The sequence below is a fragment of the Enterobacter sp. JBIWA005 genome, assembly GCF_019968805.1.
GTDB classification, from domain to species: domain Bacteria; phylum Pseudomonadota; class Gammaproteobacteria; order Enterobacterales; family Enterobacteriaceae; genus Enterobacter; species Enterobacter vonholyi.
On the sequence record NZ_CP074159.1, the window covers coordinates 2,593,286 to 2,615,185 of the forward strand.

Here is a 21,900-nt window from a genome sequence, read left to right on the forward strand (position 1 = left end):
AAGCATTACCCCGTGGTGGGGTTCCCGAGCGGCCAAAGGGAGCAGACTGTAAATCTGCCGTCATCGACTTCGAAGGTTCGAATCCTTCCCCCACCACCATCTCTCAGCACGACCTCAAAATTTGAATTACCCCTGGTGGGGTTCCCGAGCGGCCAAAGGGAGCAGACTGTAAATCTGCCGTCATCGACTTCGAAGGTTCGAATCCTTCCCCCACCACCATCACTTTCAAACGACACTTAACATTCAGCTAGCACCGTGCATCATGTATTTCCGCAAGGGGAAGGATGAGAAGCTTCGACTAAGGCTCGATTCGAGCGCAGCGAGAAAGCGTTGCCGCAGGCAACGACCCGAAGGGCGAGGCGCAACGCGCCGAGTAATCCTTCCCCCACCACCATCACTTCCAGCAACATCCCAAGTCATATTAAAACCAAACACTCAACCGAATCCGCCTCTGTAGGCCGGGTAAGGCGCAGCCGCCCCCCGGCAAAAGATGGTTACATCGGCGGCAAACGACGCATGACCGGTGAACTTTTCACAATCGACGTATTACACTGGGCATGTTCCGCCAGCCCATCCAGCAGCGCATCAAGCTGTTCGATTGACCGCACCACAAGCCTGATGACAAAGCAGTCCTCCCCGGTCACCTTGTCGCTCTCAATACACTCCGGCATCGCCTGAATATACTTATCCACCTTATGCAACAACCCCGGCAAAGGCCGCACGCGCACCAGCGCCTGCAGCGTATACCCCAGCGCCGCCAGGTTCACCCGAGCACCATACCCCTGAATCACACCGCGCTCTTCCAGCCTTTTAAGACGTTCTGCCGTGCTGGGAGACGTCAGACCGATGCGGCCGCTGAGCACCTTCAACGACATGCGCGCATCCTCAACCAGGCAGGCTAAAATTTGTCGGTCTATATCATCAAGAAGGTAATCCATCGCTTTCACCTAATTTTAAAAAGCCATTACTGCATTTCACCTTATCTCATCCCTGTAAAACCCGACAGCGATTTTCGACAATAACGTCATTACTCAGGAGGTGGATGATGCGTGATTTACATAAAGGCGTCTGGCAAATGAGCCTGGCGATGTTAATTTCCGGCTCTATCGGTGCGTTTGTTTTGCTCAGCGGCCTGCCGGTGACGGAAGTGGTGTTCTGGCGCTGTCTTATCGGGGTAATGGCGCTTTTTATTTTTATCCGGGTGAGTCAAAAGCCCTTTAGCCCCCTCACCCGCACCTCGCTGATGCTGGCTATGCTCGGCGGCGTAGCGCTAGTGGTGAACTGGCTGCTGCTCTTCGCGGCCTATGAACGGATCTCGATTGGTCTTTCGACCGTGGTCTATAACACCCAGCCGTTTATGCTGGTCCTGATGGGGATGTTTTTAGGCGAGCGCGTCAGCCTGGTGAAATGGGGCTGGTTGTTCCTCGCCTTTGGCGGCGTGGTGATCTTGCTCTCCAGCGAGCTGACCGGCGCGCATGGCAGTGAATGGCTCGCCGGAATCGGCCTGGCAATGGCCGCGGCCTTCTTCTACGCGCTGACGGCAATCATTGCGCGCAAGCTGAAAACAATCGCGCCGCAGCATATTGCCTTTATCCAGGTGCTGACGGGCGTCGTGATGCTTTTGCCGTTTGCCAGCATGCCGTCATTTACCGGTGATTTTCCCTGGCCTACCCTGCTGACGCTGGGCATCGTCCATACCGGCATTATGTACCAGCTGCTCTACAGCGCAATTCAGAAGCTGCCGACGCCTATAACCGGCTCCCTGTCGTTTATCTATCCGGTGGTGGCGATCGTTGTCGATAATCTGGTGTTCGGACACTCGCTTAACCTGACGCAGCTGGCGGGCGGCGCGCTGATCCTGTTTGCTGCCGCGGGCAATAACCTGGGCTGGGGCGAAAAAAAACCCCGCCAGTGCGGGGTTGGTATCAAAACGGCGAATTAGCGACGGGCGCGCACAATCTGGTATTTGCGCGTCAGGTACTCCACCGGCGCGCTCCAGATATGCACCAGACGAGAAAACGGGAACAGCACAAACAGCGTCATTCCCAGCACCAGGTGAACGCGGAAGATAAACGCCACGCCGTCCAGGTGCGCGGACGCTCCGCCGTGGAAGGTCACCACGGACTGCGCCCATCCGACCAGCTTCATCATTTCGCTCCCGTCCATATGCTGCGCCGAGAACGGAATGGTCAGCAGGCCCAGCGCACACTGCACCATCAGCAGGGAGAGGATCAGAATATCCGCGGCGGTCGTGGTCGCACGCACGCGCGGGCTGAACAGGCGACGTTTCAGCAGCAGCAGGCCACCTACTAAGGTCATCACCCCGCAGGCACCGCCGGCGATCATCGCCATCTTCTGCTTCACCTCAATCGGTAGCCATGCTTCATACATCCAGTGCGGCGTCAGCATCCCCAGGAAGTGACCGGCAAAAATCCCCAGAATACCGATGTGGAACAGGTTAGAACCCACATGCATCCCTTTACGATCCAGCATCTGGCTGGAGGCGGCACGCCAGGTGTACTGGCCGTAGTCGTAACGCAGCCAGCTTCCCACCAGGAACACGGTGCCCGCGATATACGGGTAAATGTCAAAGAAGAACATATTCAGGAAGTGCATTAGTGCCGTCCTCCGTTAGAGATATTCAAATATTGCGGGGCAACCGCGCCGGCAAAACGACGCTGGTGAGCGGAGATTTCAGACTCGCCGCAGTTCTGGTCAGCAAAGAATTTCACCTGCTCTTCTTCCCAGACCGCATCCAGCGCTTGTGGCGTATCATCGCGGGCTTCATCCGCAATTTTCTCCGCCACTTTTTCACTGTCGACCGAGGCGTTGGCCAGCTTCACCAGCAGATCGAACAGCACCGCATAGCGGCTCTCGCGCTGCTGCAGGCGCGCGCCGAGCAGCGCCAGGATCGGCGCGATATCCTGCAGACCGCTCAGCGCCTCTTCTTTCGGCAGCTGCGCCAGGTACTCCAGATACAGCGGCAGATGATCCGGCAGCTCGCGGCTGTCGAGCTGCAGGCCATGCTGTTCGTACTGGGCCATCAGGTCCACCATCGCCTGCCCGCGGTCACGGGACTCACCGTGAACGTGTTCAAACAGCAGCAGCGAGGTCGCACGCCCCCGGTCAAACAGCTGGCTGTAGTCCGACTGGGCATCCAGAAGGTCGCGCGCCAGCAGATCGCGGAGGAAAACGCCAAGCCGCTGGGCATCGTCTTTATCCAGGTTTTCAGATGACGCGAGTGCATCAAAGAGCTCCTGCTGATGCTGCGCAAGCGCAGCATCCGGGTATTCGAGCAGGCGCGAAACAATGACGAGTTCAATCATGAGTGCGGCTCCGTTTTACTGGTCACATCCATGGCGTCGATGCGGCGGCTGTTGAACAGGTTGAATTTGCTGTCTGACCCGTGGCAGCCGTCGCCAAAGGTAAAGCCACAGCCATTTTTTTCCGGGAAGGCTTCGCGGGCCAGCTCACGGTGGCTGCTCGGCACCACGAAACGGTCTTCGTAGTTGGCAATCGCCAGATAGCGGTACATCTCCTGCGCCTGCGCTTCGGTCAGACCGACCTCTTCCAGCGCGCGGGTATCGATCACGCCGTCTACGGTTTCCGCACGTTTAAAGTGACGCATCGCCAGCATACGCTTCAGCGCGAGCAGGACCGGCTGGGTGTCCCCTGCGGTCAACAGGTTCGCCAGGTACTGAACCGGAATACGCAGGCTTTCAACGTCCGGCAGGATGCCGTTGCTGCCCAGTTCGCCCGCGTCAGCCGCGGACTGAATCGGCGACAGCGGCGGCACGTACCAGACCATCGGCAGGGTGCGGTATTCCGGGTGCAGCGGCAGCGCGAGCTTCCAGTCCATTGCCATTTTGTACACCGGTGACTGCTGCGCCGCGTCAATCACGCTCTGCGGCACGCCGTCCTTCAGCGCCTGCTCAATCACCTTCGGATCGTTCGGATCGAGGAACACGTCCAGCTGACGCTGATACAGATCTTTCTCGTTCTCGGTGCTCGCGGCGTTTTCAATCGCGTCCGCGTCGTACAGCAGCACGCCGAGGTAGCGAATACGGCCTACGCAGCTTTCGGAACAGACGGTTGGCATCCCGGCTTCAATACGCGGGTAGCAGAAGATGCACTTCTCTGACTTGCCGCTCTTCCAGTTGAAGTAGATCTTTTTGTACGGGCAGCCGGTGATGCACATACGCCAGCCGCGGCACTTGTCCTGGTCGATCAGCACGATACCGTCTTCTTCACGCTTGTAGATCGCGCCGCTCGGGCAGGTCGCCACGCACGCCGGGTTGAGGCAGTGCTCGCACAGACGCGGCAGATACATCATGAAGGTGTTTTCGAACTGGCCGTACATCGCCTTCTGCATATTCTCGAAGTTCTGGTCTTTGGCGCGTTTCTCGAACTCGCCGCCCAGAATCTCTTCCCAGTTTGGACCGCTGGTGATCTTGTCCATGCGCTGACCGGTGATCAGCGAGCGAGGACGGGCAATCGGCTGGTATTTGCTTTCCGGCGCGTTGTGCAGGTTCTGGTAGTCGTAATCAAACGGCTCGTAGTAATCGTCGATGCCCGGCAGGTGCGGGTTGGCGAAGATTTTTCCCAGAAGCCAAGCGCGGTTGCCCATGCGCGGCTGCAGCTTGCCGTTGATTTTACGGATCCAGCCGCCCTTCCACTTCTCCTGGTTTTCCCAGTCGGTCGGGAAGCCGGTGCCCGGCTTGCTTTCCACATTGTTGAACCAGGCGTATTCCATACCTTCACGGCTGGTCCAGACGTTTTTACAGGTGACCGAGCAGGTATGGCAGCCGATGCATTTATCCAGATTCAGCACCATGCCGACTTGTGAACGAATTTTCATTTTACGCTCTCCTGTACCTGGTCATTACCTTCGCCGTCTAACCAGTTAATGTTCTTCATCTTACGTACCACCACGAACTCATCGCGGTTCGATCCTACGGTGCCGTAGTAGTTAAAGCCGTAGGCCAGCTGTGCATAACCACCGATCATGTGGGTCGGCTTCGGCGTAATGCGGGTCACGGAGTTGTGGATCCCGCCGCGCTGCTCGGTAATTTCTGACCCCGGCAGGTTAACGATACGTTCCTGCGCGTGGTACATCATGGTCATCCCAGCCGGTACGCGCTGGCTCACCACCGCACGCGCCGTCAGGGCACCGTTGCTGTTGAACACTTCAATCCAGTCGTTATCTTCAATACCCAGGTCTTCGGCGTCCGTTTCGCTCATCCAGACAATCGGACCGCCGCGCGACAGGGTCAGCATCAGCAGGTTGTCGCTGTAGGTGGAGTGGATACCCCACTTCTGATGCGGCGTCAGGAAGTTCAGCGCCTTCTCAGGGTTACCGTTCGATTTCGCGCCCATCACCGCTTTCACGGAGCGGGTGTCGATTGGCGGACGGTAAACCAGCAGGCTTTCACCGAAGTCGCGCATCCACTGGTGATCCTGATACAGCGACTGACGGCCGGACAGGGTGCGCCATGGGATCAACTCGTGAACGTTGGTGTAGCCCGCGTTATAGGACACATGCTCGTCTTCCAGGCCTGACCAGGTCGGGCTGGAGATAATCTTGCGCGGCTGGGCCTGAATATCGCGGAAGCGGATTTTCTCTTCCTCTTTATTCGTAGCCAGGTGTGTATGGTCACGACCGGTGAACTCGCTCAGTGCCGCCCAGGCCTTCACGGCAACGTGGCCGTTGGTTTCCGGTGCCAGGGTCAGGATCATCTCCGCCGCATCAATTGCCGTATTGAGCATTGGCTGGCCTTTCGCCGGGCCGTCCGCTTTGGTGTAGTTGAGCTTGCGCAGCAGGTCCATTTCGCTCTGGGTGTTCCAGGCGATCCCTTTCCCGCCGTTGCCGATTTTCTCCATCAGCGGACCGATAGAGGTAAAGCGCTCGTAGGTTGCCGGGTAGTCGCGTTCAACCGGAATAATGTGCGGCGCGGTCACGCCCGGGATCAGGTCGCATTCGCCTTTTTTCCAGTCCTTCACATCCAGCGGCTGCGCCAGTTCGGCGGCAGAGTCGTGCTGGATTGGCAGCGTCACCACGTCGGTCTCTTTGCCCAGGTGCCCCACGCAGACTTCGGAGAATTTCTTCGCGATGTCTTTGTAGATATCCCAGTCGCTTTTCGATTCCCACGCCGGGTCAACGGCCGCAGACAGCGGATGAATAAACGGATGCATATCCGAGGTATTCATGTCGTCTTTTTCGTACCAGGTCGCGGTTGGCAGCACGATGTCGGAGTACAGGCAGGTGCTGGACAGACGGAAGTCGAGGGTTACCACCAGATCCAGCTTGCCGTCGAGACCGTTATCTTTCCACTCCACCTCTTCCGGCTTCACGCCGCCCTGCTTGCCGAGATCTTTCCCCTGGATACCGTTTTCGGTACCGAGCAGGTACTTCAGCATGTACTCGTGGCCTTTACCGGACGAGCCCAGCAGGTTGGAGCGCCAGATGAACAGGTTGCGCGGGTGGTTTTTACCGTTCTCCGGCTGTTCCGCCGCGAAGCGGATTGAGCCATCCTTCAGCGATTTCACGGTGTAATCCACCGGCGACATGCCCGCTTTCTTCGCCTCTTCCGCAATGCGCAGCGGGTTAGTGCCCAGCTGCGGCGCCGACGGCAGCCAGCCCATGCGCTCGGCGCGCACGTTGAAGTCAATCAGGTGGCCGCTGTAGCGGGATTTATCCGCCATCGGCGAGAGCAGCTCCTGCGCGGTGACCGTTTCGTAGCGCCACTGGCTGGAGTGGTTATAGAAGTAGGAGGTGCTGTTCATGTGGCGTGCCGGACGCTGCCAGTCGAGGGCAAATGCCAGAGGCTGCCAGCCAGTCTGCGGACGCAGTTTCTCCTGGCCGACGTAGTGCGCCCAGCCGCCGCCGCTCTGACCGACGCAGCCGCAGAAGATCAGCATGTTGATCAGTCCACGGTAGTTCATATCGAGGTGATACCAGTGGTTCAGACCGGCACCGACGATGATCATCGAACGGCCGTGCGTTTTGTCCGCGTTTTCTGCGAACTCGCGTGCGATACGGGTAATGTGCGCGCGAGGAACTCCGGTAATCTGTTCCGCCCAGGCCGGGGTGTAGGCCTTCACGTCGTCATAGCCGGTTGCGCAGTTTTCATCGCCCAGGCCGCGTTCCAGACCGTAGTTCGCCATGGTCAGGTCATAGACGGTGGTGACCAGCGCGGTAGAGCCGTCGGCAAGCTGCAGGCGTTTCACCGGCAGCTTGTGCATCAGTACGTTTTTCAGTTCAACCTTGTTGAAGTGCTCGGAACCTTCGCCGCCGAAGTACGGGAACCCGACCTCGGCGATCTCATCCTGGCTGCCCAGCATGCTGAGGCGCAGCTCAGTCTCTTCGCCGGTGGTGCCGTTACGTTGCTCAAGGTTCCACTTGCCCTTCTCGCCCCAGCGGAAGCCGATAGAGCCGTTTGGCGCCACCAGCTCGCCGTTGCTGTTATAGGCAACGGTTTTCCACTCAGGATTATTTTCCTGACCCAGCGCGTCCACCAGATCGGCAGCACGCAGCGTACGTCCTGCGGCATAGTACCCGTCACGCTCTTCCAGCATGACCAGCATTGGCATGTCGGTGTAGCGGCGGACGTAGTCGGTGAAGTACTGGCTTGGCTTATCAAGATGGAATTCGCGCAGCATGACGTGACCCATCGCCATCGCCATCGCGGCATCGGTACCCTGTTTCGGTGCCAGCCACAGATCGCAGAGCTTGGCGATTTCCGCGTAGTCAGGAGTTACCGCCACGGTTTTGGTGCCTTTGTAACGGACTTCAGTAAAGAAGTGCGCGTCCGGCGTACGGGTCTGAGGAACGTTTGAACCCCAGGCGATGATGTAGCTGGAGTTGTACCAGTCCGCGGATTCCGGCACGTCGGTCTGCTCGCCCCAGGTCTGCGGAGACGCCGGCGGCAGGTCGCAGTACCAGTCGTAGAAGCTCAGGCAGGTACCGCCGATAAGTGACAGATAGCGCGCGCCGGAAGCGTAAGAGACCATCGACATCGCCGGGATCGGCGAGAAGCCAGCCACGCGGTCAGGACCGTAGGTTTTGACGGTGTAGACGTTGGATGCGGCAATCAGCTCGTTCACTTCTTTCCATGAGGAGCGAACGAAACCACCGCGACCGCGAGCCTGCTTGAAGCTTTTTGCTTTGTCCGCGTCTTCGATGATGGATGCCCAGGCATCCACCGGATCGCTGTGCTGCACTTTCGCTTCACGCCACATCTTCATCAGGCGCTTGCGCATCAGAGGGTATTTCAGACGGTTAGCGCTGTAGAGATACCAGGAGTAGCTGGCGCCACGCGGGCAGCCGCGCGGTTCATGGTTTGGCATATCCGGGCGGGTGCGCGGGTAGTCGGTCTGCTGCATTTCCCAGGTCACCAGACCATTTTTAACGAAAATCTTCCAACTGCATGAGCCAGTACAGTTCACGCCGTGGGTCGAACGGACGACTTTGTCATGCTGCCAGCGCTGACGGTAACCGTCTTCCCAGTCCCGGTTGGTATCCAGAACCTGGCCGTGCCCATCGGCAAAAGTTTCACCCTTCTGTTTGAAGTAGCGAAACCGGTCCAAAAATTTGCTCATCGGGTATCTCCTGTATGGAGCCTGTGGCTCTCTAAATCGACATTGCTGATTTGCAGCGAAGGTAACGCCCTGAAAGAGGGGGAGAATTGATAACGATCAAGACGAGGAGGGACTTTCAGGCGAGGGGTTACACCAAATACCACCAAAGCGGTATCTCCAAAAAATCCATATCAATATGAAAAATAAGGTTAATTTTATTTCATCGTACAAAAAGCCAGTCGAAATTTAACATCTCAGGTATTAAGGGGTAGACCCACCTGCAAAGCGATGGCGATCGCAGTGTCACCGCAGGCGTCCGCCGTAAAAGCCGTAAGTATGTTGTAACTATTATTCAGGCTAAAAAAAACGCGGCCCGAAGGCCGCGTAAACGGATAATCACACTTACTTATTTTTCTTGGTATTTCGGCCATATACCAGCCACGTAATCACAACGCAGGCGATATAGAAGACGAGGAAAACTTTCATGGCGCCAGCCGGAGAGCCGGTCAGATCCAGAGAGATACCGAACGCTTTCGGGATAAAGAAGCCGCCAATCGCGCCGATGGCTGAGATAAAGCCCAGCGCCGCAGCCGTATCCGTCGCCGCTTCGCGCATTGCCTGCTCTTCGCTCCCGCCCTGCGCTTTCACGCGATCCATCGTCAGCTTACGGAAGATCACGGAGATCATCTGGAAGGTGGACGCACTCCCCAGCCCCGCCGTCAGGAACAGCACCATAAACACGCCGAAGAAGGCGATGAAGTTACCGCCCTGTCCGTCGGCCGGCAGCGTGAGGAACAGCAGCGCGCAGAAGACCGCCATCACCACGAAGTTAACCAGCGTCACGCGGGTACCGCCCAGACGGTCAGACACCATGCCGCCCAGCGAGCGAGCAAGGGCGCCAATAAATGGGCCGAAGAAGGCGAATTGCAGGATCTGCACGTCCGGGAACTGCGTTTTCGACAGCATTGCGAAGCCCGCCGAGAAGCCGATAAACGAACCGAAGGTGGCCAGATACAGCAGCGCCATCACCCAGAGGTGTCCACGCTTCAGCACCGGCAGCTGTTCGCTCAGCGACGCCTTCGACGCGGACAGGTCGTTCATAAAGAACCAGGCTGCGAGGGTGAAGACCACCAGGAAAGGTACCCAGATCCAGGCGGCGTTTTGCAGATAGAGGGAAGAACCATCCGCCTGCTCAACGCCACCGCCGCCAAAGGCCGCAAAAATAGAAACAGAGATCGCCAGCGGGGCAATCAGCTGCATCACGCTCACGCCCATATTGCCCAGACCGCCGTTAATACCCAGCGCGCCGCCCTGCTTCGCTTTCGGGAAGAAGAAGCTGATGTTTGCCATACTGGAGGCGAAGTTCGCACCCGCAAAACCGCACAGCAGGGAGATAATCACGAACACGCTGAACGGCGTAGAGGTATCCTGCACCGCGAAGCCGAGCCAGACGCAGGGGACGATCATGATGCCCGTACTGAATGCCGTCCAGCGACGGCCGCCAAAGACCGGCACCATAAACGCGTAAGGCACACGCAGCAGCGCGCCTGACAGCGACGGCAGCGCGGTCAGCATAAACAGCTGATCGGTCGTAAACGTAAAACCCACTTTCGGCAGGTTTACCGCCACCGCACTAAACAACATCCATACGCAAAACGCCAATAACAAACACGGCACGGAAATCCAAAGATTCCGGCTTGCTACACGATGGCCGCGCTGTTGCCAGAACGCCGGATCCTCTGGACGCCAGTCTGTAATAACGGCACCATTTTCCCTTTCGGGAGCGGATGAGTGACTCATAGACACCTCTGATTCTCGAATGATGCTGCAAACATTAGGGTTTTAAGGCGGCGGTAAGTTGATATAAATCAAAGGAAAAGTGGGAGGATTTGCGGCGCAAAATAAGGTCTCACCCTTAGTGAGTAGGCTAATTCGGTAAAAAAGACGTGGTTTTTCACGGCACTGACGGTTCCTGGCTACTCCCACCTCCTTCCCCCTACTCCGTTGGCAATTTAGGGGTAATCCTTTATTGGTATGGGTATACTCCAGGGTATGCACCAGAATAGCGCCATTCCTGCAAGCAGGCCACGTCAGGAGCACGCCACCTCTATGTTAAAAAGATGTTTATCTCCACTGACGCTCGTGAATCAGCTAGCCCTGATCGTTTTGCTGTCCACCGCCATCGGCGTAACCGGCATGGCGATCTCCGGCTGGCTGGTACAGGGAGTACAGGGTAATGCGCATGCCATCAACGAGGCAGGCTCGCTACGCATGCAGAGTTATCGCCTGCTGGCGTCGGTCCCCCTGACGCAGGACGATCGGCCTCTGATTGATGAAATGGAGCGCACGGTCTTCAGCCCCGAGCTGGAAAACGCCGCCATCCGCGCCGGTCAGCAGTCCCAGCTTAACGCCCTTCAGGGTTACTGGCACACCCAGCTGCAGCCCGGGCTGAAACAGGCTCGCAGCACGGAAACCGTTGCGCAGGACGTTGCGGGGTTCGTCTCACGCATTGATGCGCTGGTCTCCGCTTTTGACCAGACGACCGAATTACGCATCGACCGGGTGGTGATGGTGCACCGCGCAATGGCGCTGTTTATGGGGCTGCTGCTGATCTTCACCATCGTCTGGCTCCGCGCGCGGCTGCTGAACCCGTGGAAACAGCTGCTGGCGATGGCCCGCGCGGTGACCGCACGCGATTTTACCCAGCGCACGCACATCAGCGGGCGCAACGAGATGGCCATGCTTGGCCAGGCGCTCAACACCATGTCGGCAGAGCTCTCCGAGAGCTACGCGGTACTGGAACAGCGCGTTCAGGAAAAAACGGCGGGACTGGAGCAGAAAAACGAGATCCTCTCCTTCCTGTGGCAAGCCAACCGCCGTCTGCACATGCAGGTGCCGCTATGCGAGCGCCTCTCTCCGGTGCTGAACGGCCTGCAAAATCTGACCCTGCTGCACGACCTTGAGCTGCGCGTCTACGACGTGGAAGACGAAGATAACCATCAGGAATTTACCTGCCAGTCGGATATGTCGTGCGATGACAAAGGCTGCCATCTTTGCCCTCGTGGCCTGCCGCCGCTGACGTCCGGCGGCACCACCCTGAAGTGGCGCCTGACCGACAGCCACACTCAGTACGGTATTCTGCTGGCAACGCTGCCAGCCGGGCGTCATCTGAGCCACGACCAGCAGCAGCTGGTCGATACGCTGGTCGAACAGCTAACGGCCACGCTGGCGCTCGACCGGCATCAGGAAAAGCAGCAGCAGCTTATCGTCATGGAGGAGCGCGCAACCATCGCCCGCGAGCTTCACGACTCTATCGCCCAGTCGCTCTCCTGTATGAAAATGCAGGTGAGCTGCCTGCAGATGCAGGATGCAGAGATGCCGGAAAGCAATAAGCAGCTGCTTAGCCAGATCCGCAACGAGCTGAACACCTCTTGGGTGCAGCTTCGCGAGCTGCTGACCACCTTCCGCCTGCAGCTGACCGAGCCGGGCCTGCGTCCGGCGCTGGAGGCCAGCTGTCATGAATTTAGCGCCCGGCTGGGGTTCCCGGTGAAGCTTGACTACCAGCTGCCGCCGCGGTTTGTCCCCTCCCATCAGGCCATACATTTACTGCAGATCGCCCGTGAAGCGCTGAGCAACGTGCTCAAGCATTCCGGCGCGACGGCGGTAACGGTCACCGTCAGCCAGCACAACAACCAGGTGAAGCTTACGGTTCACGACAACGGCCGCGGCGTGCCGGAAAATGCCGAACGCACTAACCACTATGGTTTAATCATTATGCGAGACCGCGCCCAAAGCCTGCGCGGTGATTGCCAGGTTCGCCGGAGAGAGACGGGCGGCACGGAAGTTGTCGTCACCTTTATTCCCGAGAAACCGCTTACAACTGCTCAAGGAGAAACCCATGACTAATCAGGAACCGGCATCCATCCTGTTGATCGACGACCATCCGATGCTGCGTACTGGCGTAAAACAGCTGGTCAGCATGGCACCCGATATCACCGTGGTTGGCGAAGCCAGCAACGGCGAACAGGGCATTGAGCTTGCCGAATCCCTCGATCCCGATCTGATCCTGCTCGATCTGAATATGCCGGGCATGAACGGTCTGGAGACCCTCGACAAGCTGCGGGAAAAATCGCTTTCCGGGCGCATCGTCGTCTTTAGCGTGTCGAACCATGAAGAGGATGTGGTCACGGCGCTGAAGCGCGGGGCGGATGGTTATCTGCTCAAAGACATGGAGCCGGAAGACTTGCTTAAGGCGCTGCAGCAGGCTGCGGCGGGCGAGATGGTTCTCAGCGAAGCCTTAACGCCGGTGCTGGCCGCCAGCCTGCGCGCCAACCGCGCCACCTCTGACCGCGACGTCAGCCAGCTAACGCCGCGCGAGCGCGACATTCTCAAGCTCATTGCCCAGGGGCTGCCGAATAAAATGATCGCCCGTCGTCTGGACATCACGGAAAGTACGGTCAAAGTGCACGTGAAGCATATGTTGAAGAAAATGAAGCTTAAATCCCGCGTCGAAGCCGCGGTGTGGGTGCATCAGGAACGCATTTTTTAAGGGCTACTCATCCGGCAGCAGCTTCCAGCGCGGATCGTCGTCAGGCAATGCGACCAGCGGCTGCACCACAGCAAGCGCGATCTCATTGGACGAGACGCGCTGGCCTTTCTCATCTTCCACCACCGCCGACAGGTGCCAGCGGTTTGTCGCCCCTTCGCTGTCATCCCAGGCAGGCATAATCACGCTCCAGCCGTCGGTGCTGTTGCTTTTCGCCGGTGACGTCAGGCTCAATGCCTGCGTATCTCCCTGCCAGTGGATCTGACGAATGCCGTGCGTGCTGCGAACCTGGAGCTTCAGCATGACGGTCTCGCCCCCTTTCAGATCCCACGGCGGCGTTGCCAGCCACACGGACAGCGTTTTGCGCTGACGGAACTCCATCACCGGCAGGCTATTGCGCTCCGGCGAGTCGTAGCGGCTTCCGCGCAGGGATCGCGTAGCGGCGACTTCACCGGCGGAAAGCTGTTTCACCAGCGGCACGCCAAAGCGATAGTTGAGCTTCAGCCCGAGGTTATTCTGGCTCTCGCCGCTTTCGCCCTGCTTGTGCGCGGCCGTCAACGTGACCAGCGGAACGGGGGTATAGTTAAGCCCCAGATTCACCGCTACCGGATTGTGGTAGCCGGTTCCGCTGTTGAAGAGATCGACGTTATCGCCAAAGTATTGCTCGAAGCTGACGCTGGTGTTCAGGTGATGGAACCACGGCAGCCAGGCTTTAGCGGTGACGTCATATCCGCGCGCCATGCGCTGCTCCTGGACGTCAGAGCGCTCGCGCCAGCCGGCAAAGGGCTGATAATAGTTGGCTGACAGGCGCAGATTTTCCCCCCACACTTCCGCGCCCAGCCCGGCACGCTGCAGGTTTTCATCCAGGAGGTTATCGTAAAAAGTGTTGTAACCCAGCAGCCATTTCCCGGCGACCCAGCGCTGGCCGATTCCAGCGTTACTCACCAGGCCATCCGTCTGCTGGGTCAGGCCAAGCTGGCTCCAGCTCAGATAACGGTTGTTATCGTTCCACGGGATAAACCAGCTCCCGCTGCTGCCGTTAAATTTGCCATCGTTATCCACCAGTAAGTTCACGCTGGCGTTCCCCCAGGGCGAAAGCCAGGATTCAATCTGCTGGTTCACTTCGCCGCTTACCGCGTCTCGCACCTGACCAAACGCGAACTGACGCGCCTGCTCGCCCGTTGTCAGGCCATTGTCGGTCATGCTGGCTTCACCAAAGGCTTTCGCCATTTCGGCCAGGTGTTTTTCCCCCTCCCCGGTTGGGGCGGCCATACCGAGGTCGGGCAGATTATCCCCGTCATTATCAAAGGGATTTTGTGCCTGCTGGATAAAGGAATTCGGCGCACCGTGAACGGCTCCGACCGTAAGAAGGGGGAGTAAAAACAGCAAACGAATGCGGGACGATACAGCCATCAACGTCGTCAATAAGAACCTGTGTTTATGAATAAACTCTTATTATGTTAACGCGATAAGTCCTGAAATGCAGTCCTGGCGGACATTTCAGGATTATCCTGAAACAGCCCTTTCAGCTCCGGCACGCAGGAACCACAGTTCGTACCACAGCGCAGCTTCGCCCCCAGCGCGTTGACGGAATCACACCCTCCGACGATCGCCTCCCGTATCGTATTCTCCCCGACGCTGAAACAGCTGCAGATGATGCGTCCCGGATCCGTTTCCTTCCCGACGCTCTGTCCGTTCAGCAAGGCGTGACGTTCTGAGGCCAGCACGGGTGGTGATTGAAAAGCGGCCTCAATCACCGTATGCGCCAGCGCCGGTAACGCGGTGCCCTCCCAGAAGCCCAGCATCAGCTGGCCTTCATGCCAGGCCAGCACGCTGCTGCGTTCGCCGGTTTGGGCAACCTGCAGCTGCCAGCCCCGGACGCCGGCGTATTCCATTACCCACGACAGCAAAGGTTTATCGCACGCCACCGTCAGACGTGAGGCTTTGCGCCACCAGTAAACCGAAGAAGGCATTTCCGGCCATTCTCGGGCATAGAGTTCCCCCTGCCAGGCAGGCTGCCACGGCAGAATTCTGACCGCGGTTTGTTTACTCTCCGGCTGGCCCGAAACCGGATCGCAGCGCCCTTCCACCAGGGCATTCACCTTTCCCTGGCGGGCAAACTCAGCGTTCCAGTGCATCGGGGCAAACGCCTCGCCTTCCCGTATCCCGTCATTGATTCGTACTCTGACGACCATCACGCCGCGCGGCGAACTAATTCACGCCAGCTGGCCGTCGCACAGGGAAAACCGAACGGCGTCTGCGGGGCAAACCTCAACAAACGGTTCGGCGATATGCTGCATCAGTCTGGCTACGTATCCCGTTCGGGTCATGGTATGCCACTGATCGCGGATGCGCCCCGAGTTAAGAATCAGCGGGTACAACGCGCTGACCGTCGCACCGTGCGACAGAGGATTAACGGGAACAATGTTTCGGCGCGGGAAATCCCCCGTCGGCCACTGATAAGGCTCAAGCTGATCCCACTCCTCACGGGTTAGCGCAGCCAGGTCATGAAGATTCAATGCCCGCGCGCCGTCATTTTCAAAGGCCGTCAGCGCCGCATGTTCGCAAAAAATCTCGTGCGGATGTTGCCAGGCAAAGGCCTCGCCGTAGCCCAGCCGCTTCGCTACCTGCGCGACGATCCACCAGTCCGGCTTCGCCTCGCCCGGCGCAGGCAGAAACGCGCGCTGGCGTGAAATGCGCCGCTCGGAATTGGTCACCGTCCCGTCCTTTTCTCCCCAGCCCAAAGCCGGAAAACGGATATGGGCGAACCGGCTGGTGTCGGTATCGTTCATCACCTCTGAGACCATCACCAGCGGGCAGCCCGCCAGCGCCTGACACACCGCGTGGCTGTCCGGCAGCGACACGGCAGGGTTGGTGCCCATGATCCACACCGCCTTCACATCGCCGCGGGCAATGGCGTCAAACAACTCCACCGCCATCAGGCCCGGCGTCTGCGCCAGCCGTTCCGTTCCCCAGAAACGCGCCACCCGCGAAAGATCGTCCGGCTCAAAGTTCATGTGTGCCGCCAGCTGGTTCGCCAGTCCGCCCACCTCCCTTCCTCCCATCGCGTTTGGCTGTCCGGTCAGCGAAAACGGGCCGCAGCCCGGACGGTTGAACTTCCCGCTGGCAAGATGAACGTTAATAATAGCGTTACACTTGTCGCTGCCGCTGGCGGACTGGTTGATACCCATGGTGTAGAGCGTAATTGCGCGAGGCGCGGTGATAAACCAGCCGTAAAAGGTACCAATGTCTTCTGACGGAAGATCGCAAAACGCCGCCACGCGGGCAATCGGCCACGCCTCGGTCCCCTGAATCAGATTGAGCAATCCTACAAACAGACCGGCGTCGCTGCCGGGGGCGAGCGCCAGATGCAGGTCAGCAATATCACAGGTGGCGGTTCTGCGCGGATCGATTACCACCACCTTCATCTGCGGGTTGTTGCGCTTCGTCTGCACCAGCCGCTGATAGAGCACCGGATGCGTCCAGGCCGCGTTTGAACCCACCAGCACCACCAGCTCGCTGTTTTCGACGTCCTCGTAGCTGCACGGCACCACGTCTTCGCCGAAGGCGCGCTTGTAGCCCACCACCGCCGAAGACATGCAGAGCCGGGAGTTGGTATCGATGTTTGCCGCACCGATAAACCCTTTCATCAGCTTGTTGGCGGCGTAGTAGTCCTCGGTAAGCAATTGTCCGGAGGCGTAAAACGCCACCGCCTGCGGTCCCCATGTATCGATAATCTCCCGCAGACGCTCCCCTGCCGCGTCCAGCGCCTGCGCCCAGTCCACCTCAAGTCCGTCAACAACGGGGCGCAGCAATCGCCCCTGTAACCCCGTCGTTTCCGCCAGGGCCGATCCTTTCACGCACAGGCGCCCCAGGTTCGCAGGATGGGTTTCATCTCCCCGAACGCTGACCGCTTCACCTTCCACGCTGGCAACTACGCCGCAGCCGACCCCGCAGTAGGGGCACGTTGTCCGGGTTTCCGTCATGAAGCCTCCGCACGCATTACCAGGGCGTCGCTGCCAACCCATACCTTGCCGTTTTCAATTTTCACCGGCCAGGCGCGCACCGCGGGTTCGCCGTTCTCTACCTGACAGCCGTCGCGCAGGCGAATGCGCTGCTTATACAGCGGTGAAATCACCACCGGCTCGCCCGCCGCATCGCCAAGAATGCCGCGTGAAAGCACGTTCGCATTACCGCCCGGTTCCCGATCGTCGAGGGCGTAAACGGTTTTGCCAAAACGGAAGAGCGCAATCGGCTTACGTCCAAGCCGCGCGCCGATGCCCGCCTGCTCGGGGATATCGTCGATGCCGCAAATTTCCTGCCAGCGCTTGCTTTCATCCGGCGTGGTGTCGTTTACCGTCGTGCGGAACAGCGCCAGCCGGTTGGGATCGTTAAGCGTTGTTTGCCATTCGCACTGATAGGTTTCCACCACCCGGGCCATCTCCTGCTCCAGCTCGTGGGCGATACCCAGGCTGTCGTTGAGGATCACCTCCCGCAGGTAGTCGAGACCGCCTTCCAGGTTATCCATCCAGGTGCTGGTGCGCTGCAGGCGATCCGCCGTGCGGATGTAGAACATCAGGAAGCGGTCGACGGTGCGGATTAACGTTTCGTCATCCAGATCGCTGGCGAAGAGATCCGCATGGCGCGGCTTCATCCCGCCGTTGCCGCAGAGATAGAGGTTCCAGCCTTTATCGGTGGCAATCACCCCCACGTCTTTACTCTGCGCCTCCGCGCACTCGCGGGTGCAGCCGGAGACCGCCATTTTGATTTTGTGCGGCGCGCGCAGGCCCTTGTAGCGGTGCTCAAGCCTGACCGCGAGGCCGGTGGAGTCCTGCACCCCGTAGCGGCACCAGGTTGAACCGACGCAGGATTTCACCGTGCGCAGGGATTTCCCGTAAGCGTGCCCGGTTTCAAACCCGGCCTCGACCAGCGCCTGCCAGATCTCAGGCAGCTGTTCCAGAGTGGCGCCGAAAAGGTCGATACGCTGCCCGCCGGTAATTTTGCTGTACAGGCTGTAGCGTTTCGCAATCTGCCCGATGGCGATCAGCCCGTCCGCGGTCACTTCCCCCGCCGGCATGCGCGGCACGATGGAGTAGGTACCGTCCTTCTGGATATTGGCGAAGTAGCGGTCATTGGTGTCCTGCAGCGGCAGGTGTGCCGGTTTCAGCAGATACTCGTTCCAGCACGAGGCAAGCACTGACCCCACCAGCGGCTTACAAATTTCGCATCCGTGTCCCTGTCCGTAGCGGCTGATAAGCTGGTCAAAGGTGCGAATATGGTTGACGCGCACGAGGTGGTAAATCTCCTGGCGCGAGTACGGGAAGTGCTCGCAGATGTCCTTTTTCACCTCCACGCCCTGCTCCGCCAGCTGGAACTCCATCACCTGCTTCACCAGCGCGCTACATCCCCCGCAGCCGGTCGCCGCTTTGGTGCACTGCTTAACGGCGCCGATATCCGCTGCGCCCGAGCTCACCGCCCGGCAGATATCGCCCTTGCTGACGTTATGACACGAACAGATTTGCGCGCTTTCCGGCAGCGCCGCCGCGCCGAGCGCTTTCGGCGCGCTGCCTGACGACGCGGGTAAAATCAGCGTTTCCGGCTCTTTTGGCAGGGCTATCCCGTTAAGCATCATCTGCACCAGCGTGGCGTATTCGCTGGCGTCACCCACCAGCACGCCGCCGAGCAGCGTTTTGCCGTCGTGGCTGACCACGATTTTCTTGTATATTTGCTGCGGACCGTGCGTCCACTGATAGCTCAGCGCCCCCGGCGTGCGCCCGTGAGCGTCGCCGAACGAGGCGACGTCCACGCCGAGCAGCTTGAGCTTAGTGCTCATATCCGCGCCGGCGAAGGTTTTATCCTCACCCGCCAGCGCGGCGGCGGCCACCCGCGCCATCTGATAGCCGGGCGCGACCAGACCGAAGATTTTCCCTTCCCACAGCGCGCATTCGCCGATGGCCAGCACGTCCGGATCGGAGGTCTGGCAACCGTCGTCAATGCAGATCCCGCCGCGTTCGCCGATAGCCAGCCCGCTGCTGCGCGCCAGCGCGTCCTGGGGACGAATGCCGGCAGAAAAGACCACCATGTCCGTTTCCAGCTGTTCGCCATCGGCAAAGCGCAGCACCAGCCCGCCGTCCGCCGTGGCGATCTCCGTTGTCGCTTTACTGGTGTGAACGCCGACGCCCAGCGCCTCAATTTTCTTGCGCAGCATCATCGCGCCGTCGTTGTCGAGCTGGACCGCCATCAGGTTAGGCGCAAATTCCACCACGTGGGTTTCCAGCCCGAGCTGCTTCAGGGCATTCGCCGCCTCCAGCCCGAGCAGGCCGCCGCCAATCACCACGCCGCGGCGCGAGCCCGCCGCATGCGCCGCAATGTTGTCCAGGTCGTCAAGGGTGCGGTAGACAAAACAGCCCGGCAAATCGTTGCCCGGCACGGGCGGCACGAACGGGTATGAGCCGGTCGCCAGCACCAGCTTGTCCCAGTGGGTTTCGTGCCCGCTGGTGGTGCGTACAACGCGCGCGTCGCGATCGATAGCGACGACCTGCTGCGACAGGCGCAGCTCAATGCCGTTGTCGGCAAAGAAATTCCCCTCCACCAGCGAGAGCGACGCCGCGCTGCGGCCGCCAAAATATTCCGACAGATGCACCCGGTCATAGGCGGCATAGCGCTCCTCGCCAAAGACAACGATCTGATACTGCTGATGCAGATTGCGGTTAACGCAGTCTTCGAGAAAATGATGGCCGACCATACCGTGCCCAACCACCACCAGAGTAGGTTTTGTCATAGCATTGTGTCCTGCAACCTGCGGTTGCGTAGTAAAACGATCGAACAGCCAGTCCGCGTGGGCGGGCGCAGCCGTTGCCAGTAAATCGGTAAATGTTGCCGCGCTGCGGCAGTCGCCCATCAGCAGTACGCCAGCCAGCGCCCCCTGATTGATCAGTAAACGGCGATAGTGACGGGTCAGCGGATCCCATGTGCTCCAGACCACGTCGCCCTCCCGCTCTGCCGCGCGACCGAGACTGAACAGCTCCACGCCGGTCACCTTGAGGCGTACGCCGTTGTCAGTCAGGACAAACGGCGCGGTGACGTCCCCCGCCAGCCGCGCGGCAAGGATATCCGCCTGCGCCAGACAGGGGGCGACCAGGCCAAACGTCTGGCCGTCAATTTCGCAGCACTCGCCAATGGCGTAGACGTCCGGCTCGGAGGTTTGCATCTGTTGATCCACCACGATGCCGCGCGCGCAGCGAATGCCGCTGGCCTGCGCTAGCGCGACGCTGGGCTGCACGCCGGTCGCTAGCACTACGCGCGCGGCGGCGATACTGCGTCCGTTAAGCAGCGTCACGCTATCTCCGTTCACCGCTGCGATGCCAGAGACGAGCTCACAGCGCACGCCCCGCGCCGCCAGCGCCTCTTCCAGCAGCATTCCCGCCTGCCGATCCAGCTGCTGCTCCATCAGCCACGGACCGCGATGAACAAGCGTGACCTCGTCACCTGAACGCGCCAGCGCAGCCGCCGCCTCAACCCCGAGCACGCCGCCGCCCAGCACCACCGCAGGACCGACGATCGCCTGAATGGCCCGGGTATCTGCCAGGGTACGGAACGTGAACACATGCGGCGCATCGCAGCCGGGGATTGGCGGAATAAAGGGCGTTGATCCGGTGGCAAACACCAGCGCATCCCAGTCCAGCGTGCGGGCGGCGGTTTGCACTTCCCGCGTGTCCACGTTTACGGCGATCGCCTTTTCGCCCCGCAGCACCGTCACGCCGCGCGCCTGGTACCAGTCGTCATCCTGAAGACAGATGTCTACAGCCTGCTTTTCACCGCCCAGCACCGGCGAAAGCTGGATGCGGTTATAGGCAAGTTCCGGCTCGTCACCGATGACGGTGATAGCGAAACGACCGGCAGCACTCCCGGTGAGCGAGGCAATCAGCCGCGTAGCCGCCATGCCATTTCCGATAATGACCAGTCGCATCAAAGCCCCCTCGCTACGCCGCTTTTGGCTGCTTTTCATAGAGGAAATGAAGGATCTGCTGGCGCATGTGGTGATAGCGGCTGTCGTCCGCCAGCTGCACCCGGTTGCGCGGGCGCGGCAGATCGACGCGCAGGATCTCCCCGACGGTCGCCGCCGGGCCGTTGGTCATCATCAGCACGCGATCGGAGAGCAGCACCGCCTCGTCCACGTCGTGGGTAATGAGCACGATGGTGGTGTTCAGCGCCTGCTGGATCTGCATTACCGAGTCCTGCAGATGAGCACGCGTCAGCGCATCGAGCGCGCCGAAGGGTTCATCCATCAGCAGCACTTTCGGCTTCATCGCCAGCGCGCGGGCAATCCCGACGCGCTGCTTCATGCCGCCGGAGATCTCCCCCGGGCGCTTGTGCAGGGCGTGCCCCATCTGCACGCGGTCGAGATTGTGTTCAATCCACTCCCGGCGCTCAGCCTTGCTCATGCTGTGGCGAAACACATGATCTACCGCCAGGGCCACGTTGTCGAAGCAGGTGAGCCACGGCAGCAGCGAGTGGTTCTGGAACACCACCGCGCGCTCCGGCCCCGGCCCGGCGATTTCGCGGTTGTCACAAATCAGCCCGCCTTCCGTCGGCAGGGTAATACCGGCGATGAGGTTCAGCAGCGTCGATTTGCCGCAGCCAGAGTGCCCAATCAGGCTCACGGTTTCGCCCTCGTGGATATCAAAAGAGACGTTCTGCAGCGCCAGAAACTCGCCGCTAGCGGTGGAAAAACGCTGGCTCACGGCCTGGACCTGAATTAATGGTTTCATGTTCGC

12 protein-coding genes, 2 tRNA genes, 1 other RNA gene and 1 pseudogene are annotated in these 21,900 nt (G+C 59.6%); 6 read left to right on the forward strand and 10 right to left on the reverse strand.

All coding sequences use genetic code 11. The features are described from left to right. Positions 1-14 precede the first annotated feature (14 nt). From KGP22_RS12280 to KGP22_RS12290, 3 genes are all read left to right on the forward strand, one after another. A tRNA-Tyr gene (locus KGP22_RS12280) sits at positions 15-99 on the forward strand. A gap of 35 nt (positions 100-134) precedes the next feature. Beyond that, a tRNA-Tyr gene (locus KGP22_RS12285) sits at positions 135-219 on the forward strand. A gap of 44 nt (positions 220-263) precedes the next feature. Further along, positions 264-394: non-coding RNA, RtT sRNA (locus KGP22_RS12290), on the forward strand. A gap of 100 nt (positions 395-494) precedes the next feature. Here KGP22_RS12290 and KGP22_RS12295 read toward each other — a convergent pair. Continuing rightward, positions 495-938 carry an Lrp/AsnC family transcriptional regulator gene (locus tag KGP22_RS12295; RefSeq protein WP_223579118.1) on the reverse strand — a complete coding sequence of 148 codons (444 nt, stop codon included), beginning with the start codon at positions 936-938 and terminating at the stop codon, positions 495-497. A 107-nt stretch (positions 939-1,045) separates the two neighbouring features. Here KGP22_RS12295 and KGP22_RS12300 point away from each other — a divergent pair, with 107 nt between their 5' ends. After that, entirely contained in the window at positions 1,046-1,942 is an 897-nt protein-coding gene (locus KGP22_RS12300; protein WP_223582444.1) for a DMT family transporter, read from the forward strand. Here the strand turns inward: KGP22_RS12300 and narI are convergent. From narI to KGP22_RS12325, 5 genes are all read right to left on the reverse strand, one after another. After that, entirely contained in the window at positions 1,939-2,616 is a 678-nt protein-coding gene (narI, locus tag KGP22_RS12305) for a respiratory nitrate reductase subunit gamma (RefSeq protein ID WP_023312107.1), read from the reverse strand. The two genes, KGP22_RS12300 and narI, sit on opposite strands and share 4 nt — an antisense overlap. Next, a complete protein-coding gene (gene narJ, locus KGP22_RS12310; RefSeq protein WP_223579121.1) occupies positions 2,616-3,326 on the reverse strand; it encodes a nitrate reductase molybdenum cofactor assembly chaperone in 711 nt (236 codons plus the stop codon). Before narJ ends, narI begins: the two co-directional genes overlap by 1 nt. Continuing rightward, positions 3,323-4,858 (reverse strand): nitrate reductase subunit beta, encoded by a 1,536-nt coding sequence (narH, locus tag KGP22_RS12315; RefSeq protein ID WP_223579125.1) that lies wholly within the window; start codon positions 4,856-4,858, stop codon positions 3,323-3,325. The genes narJ and narH overlap by 4 nt, the downstream gene beginning before the upstream one ends. Then, a complete protein-coding gene (locus tag KGP22_RS12320) occupies positions 4,855-8,598 on the reverse strand; it encodes a nitrate reductase subunit alpha (protein ID WP_223579128.1) in 3,744 nt (1,247 codons plus the stop codon). Before KGP22_RS12320 ends, narH begins: the two co-directional genes overlap by 4 nt. A 381-nt stretch (positions 8,599-8,979) precedes the next feature. After that, a complete protein-coding gene (locus KGP22_RS12325) occupies positions 8,980-10,377 on the reverse strand; it encodes a NarK family nitrate/nitrite MFS transporter (protein WP_014884177.1) in 1,398 nt (465 codons plus the stop codon). A gap of 309 nt (positions 10,378-10,686) precedes the next feature. Here KGP22_RS12325 and narX point away from each other — a divergent pair, with 309 nt between their 5' ends. Both narX and narL read left to right on the forward strand, forming a co-directional pair. Continuing rightward, positions 10,687-12,483, forward strand: coding sequence for a nitrate/nitrite two-component system sensor histidine kinase NarX (gene narX, locus KGP22_RS12330; RefSeq protein ID WP_111965926.1), 1,797 nt, complete (start codon positions 10,687-10,689; stop codon positions 12,481-12,483). After that, entirely contained in the window at positions 12,476-13,126 is a 651-nt protein-coding gene (gene narL, locus KGP22_RS12335) for a two-component system response regulator NarL (RefSeq protein ID WP_008499531.1), read from the forward strand. Before narX ends, narL begins: the two co-directional genes overlap by 8 nt. Before the next feature lie 3 nt (positions 13,127-13,129). Here the strand turns inward: narL and KGP22_RS12340 are convergent, their stop codons facing one another. From KGP22_RS12340 to KGP22_RS12355, 4 genes and pseudogenes are all read right to left on the reverse strand, one after another. Then, positions 13,130-14,536 (reverse strand): YchO/YchP family invasin, encoded by a 1,407-nt coding sequence (locus tag KGP22_RS12340; protein ID WP_223579131.1) that lies wholly within the window; start codon positions 14,534-14,536, stop codon positions 13,130-13,132. A gap of 47 nt (positions 14,537-14,583) precedes the next feature. Further along, positions 14,584-17,109, reverse strand: a pseudogene (locus KGP22_RS12345) (nitrate reductase). Beyond that, positions 17,106-21,092: a nitrite reductase large subunit NirB gene (gene nirB, locus KGP22_RS12350; RefSeq protein WP_223579135.1), complete on the reverse strand. Its 3,987-nt coding sequence runs from the start codon at positions 21,090-21,092 to the stop codon at positions 17,106-17,108. The pseudogene KGP22_RS12345 and the gene nirB overlap by 4 nt, the downstream one beginning before the upstream one ends. A 13-nt stretch (positions 21,093-21,105) precedes the next feature. Beyond that, positions 21,106-21,894 (reverse strand): ABC transporter ATP-binding protein, encoded by a 789-nt coding sequence (locus KGP22_RS12355; protein WP_033145769.1) that lies wholly within the window; start codon positions 21,892-21,894, stop codon positions 21,106-21,108. Between the last annotated feature and the right edge of the window lie 6 nt (positions 21,895-21,900).